General features: G+C 76.2%; 12 protein-coding genes. 4 read left to right on the top strand and 8 right to left on the bottom strand.

Annotated elements, in window-relative coordinates; all coding sequences use genetic code 11:
* Nucleotides 1–126 precede the first annotated feature (126 nt).
* On the bottom strand, nucleotides 127–1299 hold the full coding sequence (locus ACI8AC_RS24295) for a hypothetical protein (RefSeq protein ID WP_456900424.1): 1173 nt from the start codon (nucleotides 1297–1299) through the stop codon (nucleotides 127–129).
* A gap of 119 nt (nucleotides 1300–1418) precedes the next feature.
* Between ACI8AC_RS24295 and ACI8AC_RS24290 the strand changes: the two genes are divergently transcribed.
* Nucleotides 1419–2339, top strand: a complete 921-nt coding sequence (locus ACI8AC_RS24290; RefSeq protein WP_456900423.1) for an LLM class F420-dependent oxidoreductase — start codon at nucleotides 1419–1421, stop codon at nucleotides 2337–2339.
* Between the two features lie 217 nt (nucleotides 2340–2556).
* Entirely contained in the window at nucleotides 2557–5448 is a 2892-nt protein-coding gene (gene leuS / locus ACI8AC_RS24285; RefSeq protein ID WP_456900422.1) for a leucine--tRNA ligase, read from the top strand.
* Nucleotides 5449–5509: 61 nt separating this feature from the next.
* On the opposite strand, the gene lipB is transcribed toward leuS, so the two are convergent.
* The 3 genes from lipB to ACI8AC_RS24270 form a co-directional block, all read right to left on the bottom strand.
* Nucleotides 5510–6181 carry a lipoyl(octanoyl) transferase LipB gene (lipB, locus tag ACI8AC_RS24280; RefSeq protein WP_456900421.1) on the bottom strand — a complete coding sequence of 224 codons (672 nt, stop codon included), beginning with the start codon at nucleotides 6179–6181 and terminating at the stop codon, nucleotides 5510–5512.
* 119 nt (nucleotides 6182–6300) lie between these two features.
* On the bottom strand, nucleotides 6301–7035 hold the full coding sequence (locus ACI8AC_RS24275; protein WP_456900420.1) for a Type 1 glutamine amidotransferase-like domain-containing protein: 735 nt from the start codon (nucleotides 7033–7035) through the stop codon (nucleotides 6301–6303).
* Between the two features lie 2 nt (nucleotides 7036–7037).
* A complete protein-coding gene (locus tag ACI8AC_RS24270; protein WP_456900419.1) occupies nucleotides 7038–8282 on the bottom strand; it encodes an NAD(P)/FAD-dependent oxidoreductase in 1245 nt (414 codons plus the stop codon).
* A 146-nt stretch (nucleotides 8283–8428) separates the two neighbouring features.
* On the opposite strand from ACI8AC_RS24270, the gene ACI8AC_RS24265 reads away from it, so the two are divergent.
* The gene (locus tag ACI8AC_RS24265; protein WP_456900418.1) at nucleotides 8429–10108 is read left to right on the top strand and encodes a protein kinase domain-containing protein; all 1680 of its coding nucleotides are present in this window, start codon (nucleotides 8429–8431) and stop codon (nucleotides 10106–10108) included.
* 3 nt (nucleotides 10109–10111) lie between these two features.
* On the opposite strand, the gene ACI8AC_RS24260 is transcribed toward ACI8AC_RS24265, so the two are convergent.
* From ACI8AC_RS24260 to lpdA, 3 genes are all read right to left on the bottom strand, one after another.
* Nucleotides 10112–11020, bottom strand: a complete 909-nt coding sequence (locus ACI8AC_RS24260) for a TIGR01777 family oxidoreductase (protein WP_456900417.1) — start codon at nucleotides 11018–11020, stop codon at nucleotides 10112–10114.
* An 88-nt stretch (nucleotides 11021–11108) separates the two neighbouring features.
* Nucleotides 11109–12995, bottom strand: coding sequence for a 2-oxoglutarate dehydrogenase, E2 component, dihydrolipoamide succinyltransferase (sucB, locus tag ACI8AC_RS24255; RefSeq protein WP_456900416.1), 1887 nt, complete (start codon nucleotides 12993–12995; stop codon nucleotides 11109–11111).
* Nucleotides 12996–13043: 48 nt separating this feature from the next.
* The gene (gene lpdA / locus ACI8AC_RS24250) at nucleotides 13044–14423 is read right to left on the bottom strand and encodes a dihydrolipoyl dehydrogenase (RefSeq protein WP_456900415.1); all 1380 of its coding nucleotides are present in this window, start codon (nucleotides 14421–14423) and stop codon (nucleotides 13044–13046) included.
* A gap of 149 nt (nucleotides 14424–14572) precedes the next feature.
* Here lpdA and ACI8AC_RS24245 point away from each other — a divergent pair, with 149 nt between their 5' ends.
* The gene (locus ACI8AC_RS24245; RefSeq protein WP_456900414.1) at nucleotides 14573–14908 is read left to right on the top strand and encodes an oxidoreductase; all 336 of its coding nucleotides are present in this window, start codon (nucleotides 14573–14575) and stop codon (nucleotides 14906–14908) included.
* Between the two features lie 64 nt (nucleotides 14909–14972).
* On the opposite strand, the gene ACI8AC_RS24240 is transcribed toward ACI8AC_RS24245, so the two are convergent.
* Nucleotides 14973–16484: a leucyl aminopeptidase gene (locus tag ACI8AC_RS24240; RefSeq protein ID WP_456900413.1), complete on the bottom strand. Its 1512-nt coding sequence runs from the start codon at nucleotides 16482–16484 to the stop codon at nucleotides 14973–14975.
* Nucleotides 16485–16728: the final 244 nt, after the last annotated feature.

Raw genomic sequence — 16728 nt, 5'->3', positions numbered from 1 at the left:
GGGGGGGGCCCCACGTACTCAATATTGACCCCCACCGTAACCCCGGGGGCCGCCCGGCGCCGGACGGGCCCCCGCCCCCCCCCGCGGCGGGGGCGCCCCCCGTCGGTGCTGCGGGTGCGGTGCCGGTCAGGTGGCCGGGTTGCGCGGGTCCTCGGCGTCCGAGCCGAGGCCGCTGCTGGCCGTCTGCGGCCGGTCGGTCGGCGACGCGGTCGCCGTGTCCAGCGCCGGGTCGTTGGAGCTGGTCGTGGCCGTGCCCGGGGTGGCGGAGTTCTCCGCGTCCCCGTAGGCCATCTGCTGCGGCTGCTCGCCCAGGTCGCTGTCGGGCGGGGTCGCGTCGCCGGCGGTCTCCTGGGCGGTGGAGACCGCCTTCTCCGAGTTGCTGGGGGAACTGGGCACGGGGTCCTCTCGGTAGCTGGGCACGGGCCCGTCCCCGGCGGGGGCGGGGGTCCACAGGTCGTCGTCCGTCCGGCGGCGCAGCAGCGAGAAGGCGACGGCGCCGACGGCGAGGACGAGGACCGCCCACGGCCAGCGGCGCGGCGGGGACTCCTGGCCGGCCCGCCGCTTGGCCGCCGTGGTGCCCTTCGACACCTTCCCGCCCTGCTTGGCGGCCCGCTTCTCCAGGGCCCGGCGACGCTTCGCGACCTGCTTGCGCGCCTCGTCCGTGCTCGCGGCCAGCTCCTCGCGCCGCAGGTCGAGCTCCTCGAGCACGCCGGCCAGGCTGTCGCGGGCGCTCTCCAACGCGGGGCCGAGCGACTCGCGCGCGGCCAGCACCCTCGGCGTGGCGTAGGCCAGGGCCGCCGCCTGCGCCGCGGTCAGCCGGGGGCCGACGTCCTTCTCCAGGGTCCTGCGGGCCGACTCCCGGGCGGCCTCGAACCGGGGGCCGAGGTCGGCGGCCGCCTCCTGGGCGGCGATGCGCGCGGCCTCCACCCGGGGGGCCAGGGAGTCGCGGTAGGCCTCGACGCGGGGGCTCAGGGACTCCCGGGCGGCCTCGACGCGCGGGGTCAGGGCGTCGCGCGCGGCCTCCACGCGGGGGGACAGGTCGGCGGCGGCACGGCCGGCGGCCTCGCGGGCCTGCGCCACCGCCGGGGCGGCGATCGCGGCGGCCGCGGCAACCTTGGGCGCCACCGCCACCTTGGCGGCCTGCAGCGCGGGACCGGAGGCCTCGCGGGCGGCCTCGACGCGCGGTGCCAGCTGCTCCGCCGCGGCCCGGCCCGCCTCAGCCACCGCCGTCCCGAGGTGGCTGAAGCCCTCCTGCAGCTCCTCGCCGATGATCTGGCCGTGTGTCTTCTTGCGGAACACGGGATGCACCTCCGAGTTGATCGTCTCGGCGGCCATCCTGCCCGCTCGCCGCAGGCCGCACACCCCGGATCCCGATCTCGGCTGCGCGCCCCCCGTCGGGTCGGGCTAGCGTCGCGGCCGTGCAGCTGCGGATCTTCACCGAGCCCCAGCAGGGGGCCACGTACGACGACCTGCTCGCCGTCGCGCGCCGGACGGAGGAGACCGGCTTCGACGCCTTCTTCCGGTCCGACCACTACCTGGCCATGGGCGGCGACGGGCTGCCCGGGCCCACCGACGCGTGGGTCACCCTCGCCGGTCTGGCCCGGGAGACCAGCCGCATCCGGCTCGGCACCCTGATGAGCGCGGCCACGTTCCGGCTGCCGGGGCCGCTGGCCATCGCGGTCGCGCAGGTGGACCGGATGAGCGGCGGCCGCGTGGAGCTCGGCCTCGGGTCGGGCTGGTACGGGGCCGAGCACACCGCCTACGGCATCCCGTTCCCGGAGCTGGGCGAGCGCTTCGACCGGTTCGAGGAGCAGCTCGCCGTCGTCACCGGGCTGTGGTCGACGCCGGTGGGGGAGACCTTCGACTTCGCCGGCGAGCACTACCGGCTCGCCGGCTCCCCCGCGCTGCCCAAGCCGCTCCAGGACGGCGGCGTCCCGGTGCTGGTCGGCGGCCGGGGGCGCAAGCGCACCCCGCGGCTGGCCGCCCGCTACGCGGCCGAGTTCAACGTGCCCTTCTCCTCGGCCGAGGAGAACGCGCGGCTCTTCGCCGGGGTCCGGGAGGCCTGCGAGGAGGCCGGCCGCGACCCGGCGTCGATGGTCTTCAGCTCGGCCCTGGTGCTGTGCGTCGGCCGCGACGAGGCCGAGCTGGCCCGCCGGGCCGCGGCGATCGGGCGCGAGGTGGACGAGCACGGGGCGGCGGGCACCCCGGCCGAGGTGGTCGACGTCCTCGGCCGCTACGCCGAGGCGGGGGCCTCGCGGGCGTACCTGCAGGTGCTCGACCTCTCCGACCTCGACCACCTCGACCTCGTCGCCGCCGAGGTGGCCCCGCAGCTGGCCTGACCCGCGCCGGCCGACCCCCGCCCTCGGCACCGGGGCGGGGGTCGGCCGGACGAGCGCGGAACGGTGTGGTCGGGCCGCGCTATCCTGGGCGCGTGACCGGTCGGCTCCTCCTTCCGCGGCCGTGCTGACCTGACCGGATCAGGCAGCACGGCGACCCCTCCTGCGTGAGGGGTTTTTTCATGTCCGCCGCCGGTACGAGCCCCCAGGAGCACTGACGATGAGCCAGACGGCCAGCCAGCCGAGCACCGACCCCGCCGCGGAGGGCACGCCCCCGCACCGGTACACCCCCGCGCTGGCGCAGCGGATCGAGCTGGCGTGGCAGGACCGCTGGGCCGCGGAGGGCACCTTCCACACGCCGAACCCGACCGGGCGGCTGTCCGCGGGCTTCGACCGGGTCGCCGACCGGCCCAAGTTCTTCGTGATGGACATGTTCCCGTACCCCTCCGGTGCCGGGCTGCACGTCGGTCACCCGCTGGGCTACCTGGGCACCGACGTCACCAGCCGGTTCCGCCGGATGGACGGCGACAACGTGCTGCACCCCATGGGCTACGACGCCTTCGGCCTGCCCGCCGAGCAGTACGCCGTCCAGACCGGCCAGCACCCGCGGGTGACCACCGAGGCGAACATCGCCGCCATCAAGGCGCAGCTGCGCCGGCTGGGGGTCGACCACGACGACCGCCGGTCCTTCGCCACCATCGACCCCGGCTACTACAAGTGGACCCAGTGGATCTTCCTGCAGGTCTTCGGGTCGTGGTTCGACGAGGAGGCCGGCCGGGCGCGGCCGATCGCGGAGCTGGTGGCCGAGCTGGACGCCGGCACCCGGGAGCCCGCGCCCGGCAGCAACCCGACCGGCCGCCCGTGGGCGGAGCTGGACGAGGTCGAGCGGCGGCGGGTCGTCGACGCCCACCGGCTGGCCTACCTGCACGAGGCGCCGGTCAACTGGTGCCCCGGCCTGGGCACCGTCCTGTCCAACGAGGAGGTCACGCCCGACGGGCGCTCCGAGCGCGGCAACTTCCCGGTGTTCCGCCGTCCGCTCAAGCAGTGGATGATGCGGATCACCGCCTACGCCGACCGGCTGCTGGCCGACCTGGACCGGCTGGACTGGCCGGACTCGCTGAAGCTGATGCAGCGCAACTGGATCGGCCGCTCGACCGGTGCGCGGATCCGGTTCGCGACCGGTACCGAGACCATCGAGGTCTTCACCACCCGGCCGGACACGCTGTTCGGGGCCACGTACATGGTGCTGGCACCGGAGCACCCGCTGGTGGGCGCGCTCACCGCCGACGCCTGGCCGGAGGGCACCGACCCGCGCTGGACCGGCGGGGCCGCGACCCCCGCGGAGGCGGTGGCCGAGTACCAGCGGCAGGCCTCCCGCCGCTCGGAGCTGGACCGGCAGAACGAGGCGCGGGAGAAGACCGGTGTCTGGCTGGGCGTCACCGCCGTCAACCCGGTCAACGGCCGCGAGCTGCCGGTGTTCATCGCCGACTACGTGCTGACCGGCTACGGCACCGGCGCGATCATGGCGGTGCCGGGGGAGGACACCCGCGACTTCGAGTTCGCGCAGGTCTTCGGGCTGCCCGTCGTCCGGACCGTGCAGCCGCCGGAGGGCTTCGAGGGCGGCGCCTACACCGGTGCCGGGCCGATGATCAACTCGGCGAACGACGAGGTCTCGCTGGACGGCCTGGGGAAGGCCGAGGCCATCGAGCGGATCACCGCATGGCTGGTGGCGCGCGGGCACGGCGAGGCGACCACCACCTACAAGCTGCGCGACTGGCTGTTCAGCCGGCAGCGGTACTGGGGTGAGCCGTTCCCGATCGTCTACGACGAGCACGACATGCCGGTCGCCGTCCCGGACCCGGTGCTGCCGGTGCTGCTGCCCGAGGTCGACGACTACTCGCCGAAGACCTTCGCCGACGACGACGCCGACTCCGCCCCCGAGCCGCCGCTGTCGCGGGCGACGGAGTGGACGACGGTCGAGCTGGACCTGGGCGACGGCCCGAAGGCCTACCGGCGCGAGACCAACACGATGCCCAACTGGGCCGGGTCCTGCTGGTACTACCTGCGGTACCTGGACCCGGGCGACGACGAGCGGATGGTCGACCCGGAGCTGGAGCGCTACTGGCTGGGCCCGCGCGGCGAGGGCGACGTCGGCGGGGTCGACCTGTACGTCGGCGGGGTCGAGCACGCGGTGCTGCACCTGCTGTACGCGCGGTTCTGGCACAAGGTGCTGTTCGACCTGGGGTACGTGTCGAGCGAGGAGCCGTTCCGCCGGCTGGTCAACCAGGGCTACATCTCCGCCTACGCCTACACCGACGAGCGCGGCTTCTACGTGCCCGCCGCCGAGGTGGTGGAGAAGGACGGCCGGTTCTTCCACCAGGGCGCCGAGGTCAACCGCGAGTACGGCAAGATCGGCAAGAGCCTGAAGAACATGGTGACGCCGGACGAGATGATCGGCGCCTACGGGGCCGACACCTTCCGGGTCTACGAGATGTCGACCGGGCCGCTGGAGCAGTCCCGGCCCTGGGAGACCAAGGCCGTCGTCGGCTCCCAGCGGCTGCTGCAGCGGATCTGGCGCGTGGTCGTCGACGAGGAGACCGGGGCCGTCCGGGCCGACGCCGCCGCCGAGCCGGACGAGGGCACGCTGCGCGCGCTGCACCGGGCGATCGCCGGCGTCCGCGACGGCATGGCGACGCTGCGGTTCAACATCGCCATCGCGCGGATCACCGAGCTGACCAACCACCTGACGCAGGCCTACGGGGAGGGGCGCCCGGTGCCGCGCTCGGTGGCCGAGCCGCTGGTGCTGATGGTGGCCCCGCTGGCCCCGCACATCGCCGAGGAGCTGTGGTCGCGGCTGGGGCACGGCGAGTCGCTGGCCTGGGCGCCGTTCCCGGTCGCCGACGAGCGGTGGCTGGTCGAGGACACCGTCCAGGTGGCCGTCCAGCTCAACGGCAAGGTCCGGGCCCAGGTGGACGTGCCCGCCGACGCGGACGCCGCTGGGCTGGAAGAGGCCGCCCGGGCCGACGAGAAGGTGGCCGGCCTCCTGGCGGGCCGGACCGTGCGCCGGGTGATCGCGGTGCCCGGCCGGCTGGTCAACTTCGTGGTCGGGTAGCCGACCCCGGGTGGAGTGCCGCGGCGCGGTGGACGCGCCCCCGGCACTCCACCCGGCCGGCTCAGCTCGCGGCGGGGACCGCGGCCGCGCCGCTCAGCACGGCGCGCACGGCGGTCTCCACCGCATCGACCACCTCGCCGACGGGGACGTCGCGGCCGAGCTCGGCCGACAGCGAGGTGACGCCGGCGTCGGCGATGCCGCACGGCACGATCGAGCCGAAGGCACCGAGGTCGGGGTCGCAGTTGAGCGCGAAGCCGTGCATGGTCACGCCGCGGGCCACCCGGACCCCGATGGCCGCCACCTTCCGGGCCGGCCGGGCACGGCTTCCCGGCCCCGGCTCGTCGGCCGACACCCAGACCCCGCTGCGCCCCTCGACCTGCTCGGTGACCAGGCCCAGGCCGGCGCAGACCGCCATGAGCGCGGTCTCGAGGCGGCGGACGTGGGCGACCACGTCGACCGGATCGGGCAGCGCCACGATCGGGTAGCCGACGAGCTGCCCCGGCCCGTGCCAGGTGATCTTGCCGCCGCGGTCCACGTCGACGACCGGGGTGCCGTCGACCGGCCGCTCGTGGGGCTCCGTGCGCTTGCCGGCCGTGTACACCGGGGGGTGCTCCAGCAGGAGCAGGGTGTCCGGGCCGGTGCCGGCGACCCGCTCCTCGTGCAGCCTGCGCTGCCAGGCCCAGGCCTCCTCGTAGGGGACCAGGCCGGCGCGGATGACCTGCAGCTCGCTCACGTCCCGAGCCTATAGAAGGACCTCCCGGCCCCCCACCGTGGAAGGACCCGTCCTCCCCACCCCTCGCTCCGCTCGGGGCGGTGCCCGGGACCGGGCCGCGACGACCCTGCAGGGAGGCCTCAGCGCAGCCGCCGCGGCTCGATCCGGGTCTCCACGACGGCGCCGTCCGTCCCCCGCTCGACCCGGTAGGCGGCCCGGCCGGACCGGTCGGCCACCACCTCGGCCAGCTCGGTGCCGCGGTAGACCAGCCCCACCCCGTCGTCGGTGGCGTGCCCGCCGGGCAGGGTCCCGTCGGCGACCAGCCGCTGGTAGAGCGGGCGGCGCTGCTCCTCGGAGTCGTAGTGCACGCCGTTGGAGGTGGGGATGAACCCCAGACCGTCGGTCACCGGCCGCAGGTCCGGGCCGTAGGAGTCGGTGGTGCCCCCGACGTGCCAGCACAGCGACCCGGCCGACACCCCGCCCAGCACGACGCCGGCCCGCCACACCTCGGCCAGCACCTCGTCGAGGCCGTGCACCCGCCACACGGCCAGCAGGTTCGCCACGCTCCCGCCGCCCACCCAGACGACGTCCTGGGCGAGCAGGTGCGCCCGCAGGTCCGGCACGGTCGGCATCGGGAAGAGGCTCAGGTGGCTGACCCGGACGCCGCTGCCGGCGAACGCGCCGTAGACGCCCGCCACGCGCACCGGGTCGTCACCGGTGGCGGTGCCGACGTAGCACAGCCGGGGCGCCTCCGGCCGGCCGGCGAGGTCGAAGGCGAGGTCGAAGACCGGCCCCGGCGCCCAGTCGTACGGACCGCGGCCCCGGGAGTCGAACCCGATGCTGGTCGCCAGGATGGTCGGTGCTGATGCGGGCACGGTCAGGTGGCTCCCTGCTGGCCGGGGCGGAGGGCGCGCAGGACGGCGCGGGCGGTGCGCGCACCGCTGGCCATGGCGCCCTGGATGGAGGGGGTGTCGCGGTGGTCGCCGCAGACGAAGAGGCCCCCGCCCAGGTCGACCGGCTTGCGCAGGGTGAACGGGGGCAGGGCGGCCGGCTGGGCGCCGGGCACGGTCACCGACGTGAGGTGCTCGAGGTCGCGCGTGGGGACGCCGTGCAGGGCGGCGATCTCGTCGCGGACCTCGGCCTCGCCGGTCGGGGCCAGCGTCGAGCTGGCGAGCAGGGCCCGCCCGTCGGGGCTGTAGGCCGGCTGGGCGTCGGTCACCACCACCGAGTTCACCAGGCGGCCGCCGGGCCGGCCGAGCAGCACCAGCGGGTCGCGCCACGGTGAGGACGGCAGCACGTGCAGGTGGGTGGTGACCTGGCGCGGTGCGGTGGCGACGACGCCGGGGACCAGCAGCCCCGCGGTCCCCGGGTCGGTGGCGACGACGACGGCGTCGGCCTCCACCCGGCCGTGGTCGGTGCGCACGGAGGTCCCCTCGACCGCGGTCACCCGGACGCCGAGGTGCACCCGCCCGCCGCCGACGCGGGCGGCCAGCTGCTCACCGACGGCCTGCATCCCGCGCGCCGGCAGGCCGATGTCCCCGCGGGCGAAGCTGCGCCACAGCAGGTCGAGGTACCGGCTCGAGGTCTGCAGCCCCGACTCGAGCAGCACGCCGGAGAGGAAGGGGCGGAGGAACCGCTCGAGCGCGGCCGGGCCGACCCCGGAGCGGCGCAGGTGCTCCTCGGCGGTGAGCTCCCGCGCCCGCAGCAGCCGGGGGACGGGCGTCCAGGCGGCCCGGGCGGAGAAGGCGGCGATGGCGGCCTTGCGGGGGAGGGACCCCACGGGCGCGCGGAGGGTCTCCAGCGCGGCCGCGGGGTGCCGGCGCGGGTCGACCAGGCGGTGGACGCGGTCCTCGACGCGGATGCCCGCGCCGCGCCAGAAGTACCCGAGGCCGAGGGCCTCGAGGTCGAGGTCGGCGGCCCGGGGGTAGCCGGTGTTGAGGACCTGGAACCCGCGGTCGACGACGAACCCGTCGATGCGCTCGGTGGCCAGCCGGCCGCCGGCGTGCGCGGCGGCCTCGACGACGTGGACGTCGCACCCGGCGCCGACCAGCCGCACCGCCGCGGACAGCCCGGCCAGTCCGGCTCCGACGACGACGACCTCGGCGCAGGCGGGCGGTGGCATGGCCCGAACCTAGGCGTCCGGTACGGCGGGCACACGGGGCGGGTGGTGGTGCCGCTGCCGCCGGCCCGTGCGGGGGACGGCGGTCGCGGTGCGGTGCCTGTGGACGACCGGGGCGACCGAGCGGCCCGCGGCTCTACCGTGCCGCGGTGCCCCTGCTGCCTGCGCCCGGGAACCCGGATGCCCCTGTCGTCCCCGGCTACCGGCTCGAGCAGCTGCTCGGCCGCGGCGCCTCCGGGGAGGTGTGGCGTGCGGTGCCCCGGGCCGGTGGCGCACCCGTGGCCGTGAAGGTGCTGGTGGCCGGCGACCCGCAGCGCCAGGCCCGCGAGGCCGCCCTCCTCGGGGCGCTCGACCACCCGCACCTCGTGCGCCTGGTCGAGGTGGTGCACCAGCCGCGCCGGGGCGGGCCCCCGCGGGTGGCGCTGGTCCTGGAGCTGCTCCCCGGCGGCAGCCTGGGGGCGCTGCTCGCCGACCGGGGGCGGCTCCGCCCGGGGGAGGTGGTCACCGCGATCGCCCCCGTGGCCGCCGCGCTGGCCTGCGCGCACGAGCAGGGCGTGGTCCACGGCGACCTGTCCCCGGGCAACGTCGTCTTCACCACCGAGGGGCGCCCGGTGCTCACCGACCTGGGCGTGGCACGGGTGCTGGGCGAGGAGGCCGCCGCTGAGGTCACCCCGGCCTACGTGGACCCGGTCGTGGCCCGCGGTGGCGCACCGGACCCCTCGTCGGACGTGTTCGGGGTGGCCGCGGCGGCCTTCCACGGCCTGACCGGCGTCGCACCCTGGAACGCGGCCACCCCGGCCGACACGCTGCGCGTCGCGGCCGAGGGTGAGCTGCCCGACCTCGCCGAGCTGGCCCCGGAGGCCCCGCCGGCGCTGCTGGCGGTCATCGCCCGGGGGTTGGACCCGGACCCGCACCGGAGGGGGTCGGCGGCGGCCTTCGCCCTCGACCTCCGCCACGCCTGCCGGCCCGAGCCCGTGCAGCTGGCCGCCTCCGGTGCGGGCGACCGGGCGGCCGGGCGCGCCGGCGGCACCTCCGCCCGCGTGGAGCTGACCCACCAGGTGCCCGGTCGGCACCGGCGCGAGCCGCCCCGGGTGGTGGACCGGGCACCGCGCTGGCGGCGGGTGGCCGGCCGGGTGCGGGCCGGCGCGGTGGGGCTGGGTGCGCTGCGCGCCGGGGCGGGCGGGCTGCGGGCCGGCGCGGTACGGGCCGGTGCCGTGCTCGCGGTGCTGGTCGCCGTCGCGGCGGTCGCCGTGTGGCTGGCACCGGGCCCTGCCGGCCCCGCACCGGCGGCCGCGCCCACCGCGACCCCGGACGGCGCGCTCCCGGACGGCACGGGCCCGGACGGCGCGCTCCCGGACGGCACGGGCCCGGACGGCACGGGCGACGCCGGATCGGGCTCCGGCCCCCGGCCCCCGGCAGCGGACGAGGCCGCGGAGGGTGACGGCGCCGACTGGCGCGCCGTCCTGGCGGACCTGTACGAGGCGCGGGCCCGCGCGTTCACCGCCGCCGATGCGGAGCCGCTCGACCGGGTGCACGCCCCGGGCAGCCCGATGCTCGCCGCGGACCGCGCGGCGGTGGAGGCGCTGCGCGCTGCGGGGCACCGGCTGGAGGGCTTCGCCCCCCGTGTCGTCCAGGCCTCCGTCGTGTCGGCCGACGAGGGGCGGGTGGTGCTCGCCGTGGTGGACGAGTGGGCGGCCTACGCGGTCGTCGGGGCCGCGGGGGAGGCGCCGGTGCAGACCGTCGGGCCCCGCGGGCCGAGCGGTGCCCGGATCACCCTCGTCGGCGGGGCCGACGGGTGGCGGATCGCCGAGGCGCGGGCTGCGCGGTGAGCCTCAGTCCCGGCCGAGCGCCGTCCGCAGGGCGGCGTCGAGGTCCCGGTGGGTCCAGGTGAACCCAGCCTGCTCCAGCACGGCCGGAACGGCCCGCCGCCCGCCGAGCACGCTGGACCGGGCGAAGTCACCCAGGGCCAGGGACAGGACGGGACCAGGGACGGGGAGGACGGCGGGCCGGTGGACGACCCGAGCCAGGTGCTGGACGAACTCCGCGTTGGTGACCGGATCGGGCGCGGTGAGGTTCACCGGGCCGGACACGTCCGCGGTCAGCAGGAACCGGATCGCGGCGACCTCGTCGTCCAGGCTGATCCAGGGCCAGTACTGCCGTCCCGAGCCCATCCGGCCGCCCAGGCCGGCCCGGAAGACCAGCCCCAGGATCCGCATGAGCATCGCGTCCCGACCCACCACGAGACCGGTGCGCAGGTGGGCCACCCGGATGCCGGCGGCCTCGGCGGGCGCGGTGGCCGCCTCCCACTCCACGCACAACCGCGCCAGGAAGCTGGAGCCGGGTGGGGCGGTCTCGTCGATCGGGAGGTCGCCGGTGTCGCCGTAGTAGTCGATGCCGGACGCGGAGAGCAGCACCCTGCGGCGGCCGGGCTCGGCGGTCGCGGCGTCGGCGAACGCCCGGCTGACCGTGGTCGTGCTGTCCAGCCGGCTGCGGCGCAGGCTCTCCTTGTACGAGGACGTGAACGGCCGCGGCCGGATGGGCGTGCCGGCGAGGTTGACCACGGCGTCGACGTCGGCCAGCAGCGTGGCGTCGATACGCTGGTGATGGGGGTCCCAGCGGTGCTCGTCGGCGGTCCGGGGCGTCCGCCGGACCAGGCGGAGCACCTCGTGCCCGTCGGCCCGCAACGTGGCGACCAGACCCGTGCCGATGAGACCGGACGAGCCGGTGACCGCGATCCTCATGCACTTCCTCCGCTGGCGCCGGGACGGCGGACGCGACCGGGGCCCCGGCGGGTGCCGGGGCCCCGACGACGGGGGGCAGGGGGCCCGCTCAGCTGATCCCGAGCTCGCCGTGGAACTGGCCGGCCTCCAGCCGCTCCTTCACCGTGCCGAGGAAGCGCGCGGCGTCGGCCCCGTCGACGATCCGGTGGTCGTAGGTCAGCGCCAGGTAGACCATCGACCGGACCGCGATCACCTCGCCGAGGTCGGGGTCCTGGACGACGACCGGGCGCTTCACCACGGTGCCCACGCCCAGGATGGCCACCTGCGGCTGGTTGATGATCGGCGTGTCGAACAGCGCACCGCGGCTGCCGGTGTTGGTCAGCGTGAAGGTGCCGCCGCCCAGCTCGTCCGGGGTGACCTTGTTCGTGCGGGTGCGTTCGGCCAGGTCGGCGATCTTGCGGGCCAGCCCGCCGATGCTCAGGTCCCCGGCGTCCTTGATGACCGGCACCAGCAGGCCGCGCTCGGTGTCGACCGCGACGCCCAGGTTCTCGGCGTCGTGGTAGGTGACCGTGCCGGCCTCGAGGTCGATCGAGGAGTTCACGGCCGGGTGGGCCTTGAGCGCCTCGACCGACGCCTTGGCGAAGAAGGGCAGGAAGGAGAGCTTGACGCCCTCGCGGGCCTCGAAGTCGCGCTTGGCCTTGTCCCGCAGCCGGGCGATCGCGGTGACGTCGGCCTCGACCACCGTGGTCAGCTGCGCGCTGACGGCCAGCGACTCGACCATCCGGCGGGCGATGACGCTCCGCAGCCGGGAGAGCTTCTCGGTGCGGCCGCGCAGCGAGGTGTCGGGCATGGCCGCCGGCGACGGGGTCGGGGCCGTGCGGGCCGGGCCCTGCCGGGTCTCCTCCTGCGGCTCCGCCGCGGGCTGCCGGCCCTGCTGCGCCGCCGCCAGCACGTCCTGCTTGCGGATCCGCCCGCCGACACCCGTGCCGGTCACCGACGACAGGTCCACGTCGTGCTCGGCGGCCAGACGGCGCACGAGCGGGGTGACGTACGTGCCGCCGCCGTCGCCGCCGCCCGCGGGCGCGGGCGACGGGGTCTTCGGCGCCTGCGGTGCCTGCGGGGCCACCGCCTGCGCGGGGGACGGCGCCGAGGTGGGCGACTCGGCGGGCATCGCGCCGCTGGAGCCGTAGTCGGCGCCCGGCTGCTCGGAGGCCGGCTGCGCGCGCTCCGGGGTGGGCTGCTCGGCGGCCGGCTCCTCCTGCTGCTGGGGCTCCTGCTGCTGGGGCGGGGCGGCCGGCTCCGCCTGCTGCTGGGGCGCGGAGCCGCCCCCGGCGGCGCCGCTGCCGATGACGGCCAGCTGCGCACCGACCTCCACGGTCTCGTCCTCGCCGACCAGGATCTCCTGCAGGGTGCCGCTCACCGGCGCCGGGATCTCGGTGTCGACCTTGTCGGTGGAGACCTCGAGCAGCGGCTCGTCGGCCTCGACCTCGTCGCCGACGGACTTCAGCCACCGGGTCACCGTGCCCTCGGCGACGCTCTCGCCGAGGGCGGGCATGGTGACCGGGGTGCCCTCGCCGCCGCCCGAGGGGCCGCCGGAGTCACCGGACGGCGCCTCGGCCGCGGGCTGGGCCTCCGGCTGCGGCTCCTCGGCCGGTTCCGGTGCGGGCTCCTCGGCCGCGGCGGGCTGCTCCCCGGCGTCCTCCTCAGCGGCCTCCTCAGCGGCCTCGTCCTGGCCGGCCGGTGCGCCGCCGCCGTCCCCGTCGCCGCCGATCACGGCGAGCTCGGCACCCACCTCGACGGTCTCGTCCTCGGCGACGAGGATCTTGGTCAGCACGCCGGCGGCCGGGGAGGGGATCTCCGTGTCGACCTTGTCGGTCGAGACCTCGAGCAGCGGCTCGTCGGCCTCGACCTGCTCACCCTCCTGCTTGAGCCATCGGGTGACCGTGCCCTCGGTGACGCTCTCGCCCAGGGCGGGCATGGTGACGGAGGTCGGCATCGGGGCGGGGCTCCTTCGCAGCGCTGGGTGGGTGGGGGTGGTGCGGGGTCAGCCGTGCACGTGCAGGGGCTTGCCGGCCAGCGCGAGGTGCGCCTCGCCGAGGGCCTCGCTCTGCGTCGGGTGCGGGTGGATGAGGCTGGCGACGTCGTCGGCCTCGGCCTCCCAGTTGTAGATCAGCTGAGCCTCGGCGATCAGCTCGCCGACGCGGCTGCCGACCATGTGGACACCGACGACGGGGCCGTCGACGGCCTGCACCAGCTTCACCGCGCCCTGCGTCTTGAGGATCTGGCTGCGGCCGTTCCCGCCGAGGTCGTAGGTCAGGGTCTTGACCTCGCCGAAGCGCTCCTTGGCCTGGGCCTCCGTCAGCCCGACCGAGGCGACCTCCGGGTCGGAGTAGGTGATGCGCGGGACCCCGGCGTAGTCGATGGGCGCCGGGTTGAGCCCGGCCAGGCGCTCGGCGACGAGGATGCCCTCGCCGAAGCCGACGTGGGCCAGCTGCAGTGTCGGGATGAGGTCGCCGACGGCCGAGATGGTCTCGACGTTGGTGCGGCAGTACTCGTCGACGAGCACGTAGCCGCGGTCCATGGCGACCCCGGCCTCCTCGTAGCCGAGGCCCTGGCTGACCGGGCCGCGGCCCACGGCCACGAGCACGATCTCGGCCTCGATCTCCTTGCCGTTCTCCAGCGAGACCTTGACGCCGTTCTCGGTGGTCTGGACCCCGGAGACCCGACTGCCCAGCTCGAAGTTGATCTTGCGGCGGCGGAAGGCCCGCTCGAGCAGCTTGGACGACGACTCGTCCTCCAGCGGCACCAGGTGGGGCAGCGCCTCGACGACGGTGACGTCCACGCCGAAGGACTTCCAGGCGCTGGCGAACTCGCACCCGATGACCCCGCCGCCGAGGATGACCGCGGAGGTCGGTACGCGGTCCATCCGGAGCGCGTGGTCGCTGGTGATGACCTTGGTGCCGTCGAGCTCGATGCCCGGCAGGCTGCGGGCGTAGGAACCCGTGGCCAGCAGGACGTGCCGGCCCTCGTAGCGCTGGCCGTCGACCTCCACGGCCGTGGGCGAGACCAGCCGGCCCTCGCCCTCGACGTAGGTGATCTTCCGGCTCTTGATGAGCCCCTGGAGGCCCTTGTAGAGCCGCGAGACCACGCCGTCCTTGTAGGCGTTGACGCCGTCCATGTCGATGCCGGCCAGCGAGGTCTTGACGCCGAACTGCTCGCCCTCGCGGGCGGCGTCGGCGATCTCCCCTGCGTGCAGGAGCGCCTTGGTGGGGATGCAGCCCCGGTGCAGGCAGGTGCCGCCGACCTTGTCCCGCTCGACGAGGACGACGGACAGCCCGAGCTCGGCGCCGCGCAGCGCGGCGGCGTAGCCACCCGAGCCACCACCGAGGATGACCAGGTCGGCGGGGGAGGTGGGTGCACTCACGGGAACTCCTCGTCGCTGTCGTCGGCGCCCCGCCCGCACGGGCGGGGGAACGTCCGTGCTCATCCTGCCACTAGCGGAACCACCCGGCCCGGAGCGACCGTTCACCGGTCGGGGGAGCGGTGCACGGCGGCCCGGGGACGGAGGCGGGGATGCGGTTCTGGCGCAGGGGGCGGTCGCACCGGCGCGGTCTCCCCGACCGGCCGACGCTCGACCGGGAGCCCGGCCGGGACGACGCCAGGCACCTCGAGCGGTTCGTCGCGACCCGCCGCGGCGTCGAGGGCTACGTCGAACCGCGGACGGCGGTCACCGAGACGACGATCGTGCTGGTCGCCGCCGACGGAGAGTGGACCCGGCGCCGGATCGCGGGGCTGCGGGCGGCCCGCCGCCTCTCCCGGGAGCTGGGCATCCCCGTCCACGACGTGCAGGTCACCGGTTACCCGCAGCGGATGCGGGCGTGGACGCAGCGGCACCACGGGCAGGGCTGAGCCGCACGGGCCGGGCCCGGCCGGCGCCCCGCCCGTCCCCACCGGGACGGGCGGGGCGGCGGGGTCAGCCCGCGATCAGCGCCTCGATGGTCGCCAGCAGGGTGCGCACCGGGACCCCGGTCCCGCCCTTGGGCGTGTAGCCCCACGCGGAGCCGGTGTTGTAGCTCGGGCCGGCGATGTCGATGTGCGCCCAGGGGAGCCCGGCCGGCACGAACTCCGCCAGGAAGTGGGCGCCCACCAGCATCCCGCCCATGCGGTCGGCGTTCGCGTTGACGAAGTCGGCCACCGGCGAGTCCAGGCCCCGGCGCAGCTCGGCGGGCATCGGCATGGCCCACATCGCCTCACCGCAGCGGCGGCCGGCCGCCACCACGGCGTCCCGCAGGTCGTCGCTGCCCATGACGCCGGCCGTGCGGGAGCCCAGCGCGACCAGCTGGGCCCCGGTGAGGGTGGCGGTCTCGAGCAGGTAGTCGGGGGAGTCCTCGGCGGCGCGGGAGATGGCGTCGGCCAGCACGACCCGGCCCTCGGCGTCGGTGTTGGTGATCTCGGCCTTCTTGCCGTTGCGGAAGGTCACCACGTCGGCCGGGCGGTAGGCGGTCCCGCTGGGCAGGTTCTCGGCGATCGGCACGGTCGCGGTGACCTCCACCGGCAGGCCGAGCTCCGCGACGAGGCACACGGTGGCGATCACGGCGGCCGCGCCGGCCATGTCGCTCTTCATGTCCTCCATCTTCAGCGCGGGCTTGATCGACAGACCCCCGCTGTCGAACGTGATCCCCTTGCCGACCAGCGCGATCTTCTTCTGCGCCCGCTTGCCGCGGTAGGTCATCCGCAGCAACCGCGGCTTGCGGACCGAGCCGCCGCCGACGGCGAGGATGCCGCCGTAGCCGCCGTCGGCCAGGGCGTCCTCGTCGAGGACCTCGACGCTCAGGCCGGCCTTCTTGCCCGCGGCCGCGCCGCGGGCGGCCAGCTCGGCCGGGTGCAGGTCGTTGGGCGGGGTGTTGACCAGGTCCCGGACCAGGGTGACCGCCCCGGCCACGGCACGGGAGCGGGCCAGCGCGGCCTTGGCGTCCCCGGCGTCGGGGACGACGACGGTGAACTCCCGCGGGGGCAGCGGCCGGTCGGCGGGCAGGTCGGACTTGTAGGCGGTGAACTCGTAGGCGCCCAGCAGGCTGCCCTCGGCGACGGCGTGCAGGCGCAGCCCGTCGGGCGCCCCGCCCACCGCGGCCAGGAGGGTGACCACGGACGCCCGGCCCGACAGCGCCCGGCTGGCGGCCCCGGCGCCGCGACGCACCGCCTCGTCGTCGTAGCCGCCCTCGGTGCGCGGTGCGCCCAGGCCCACGGCGACGACGACGGGGAACGGGCCCTGGCCGAGCGTGGCCACGCGGGTCACCTCGTCCTCACCGCCCCGTGCACCGAGGTCGGCCAGGGCGGGCAGCAGCCGGCCGCCGAGGAGCCGGTCGACGGCGTCCGCCCCGGGGGTGGACAGCAGGCCGTCGGGGCCCTTGCCGACGCCGACGACCACGGCGTCGGCGGAGAGCTTCTCGAGGGGGCGGTCGGTGGCGGTGATCGTCGGCGGCACCGCTCGATCCTAGAAGGACCCCCCTGCCGCCCACCGTTCGCAGGCTCACGGCGGGTCCCTGCAGGGGGGCCGCACCGGGCACGGGCCGCAGGGAACGCCCTGCGGGGAGCCGCGTGCCCCACCGTTCGCAGGCTCACGGCGGGTCCCTGCAGGGGGGCCGCACCGGGCACGGGCCGCAGGGAACGCCCTGCGGGGAGCCGCGTGCCCCACCGTTCGCAGGCTCACGGCGGGTCCCTGCAGGGGG

Source organism: Geodermatophilus sp. SYSU D00758 (genome assembly GCF_054049955.1).
The sequence above is the reverse complement of the archived record's forward strand: the minus strand, read 5'-3'. Positions and strand labels throughout refer to the sequence as shown.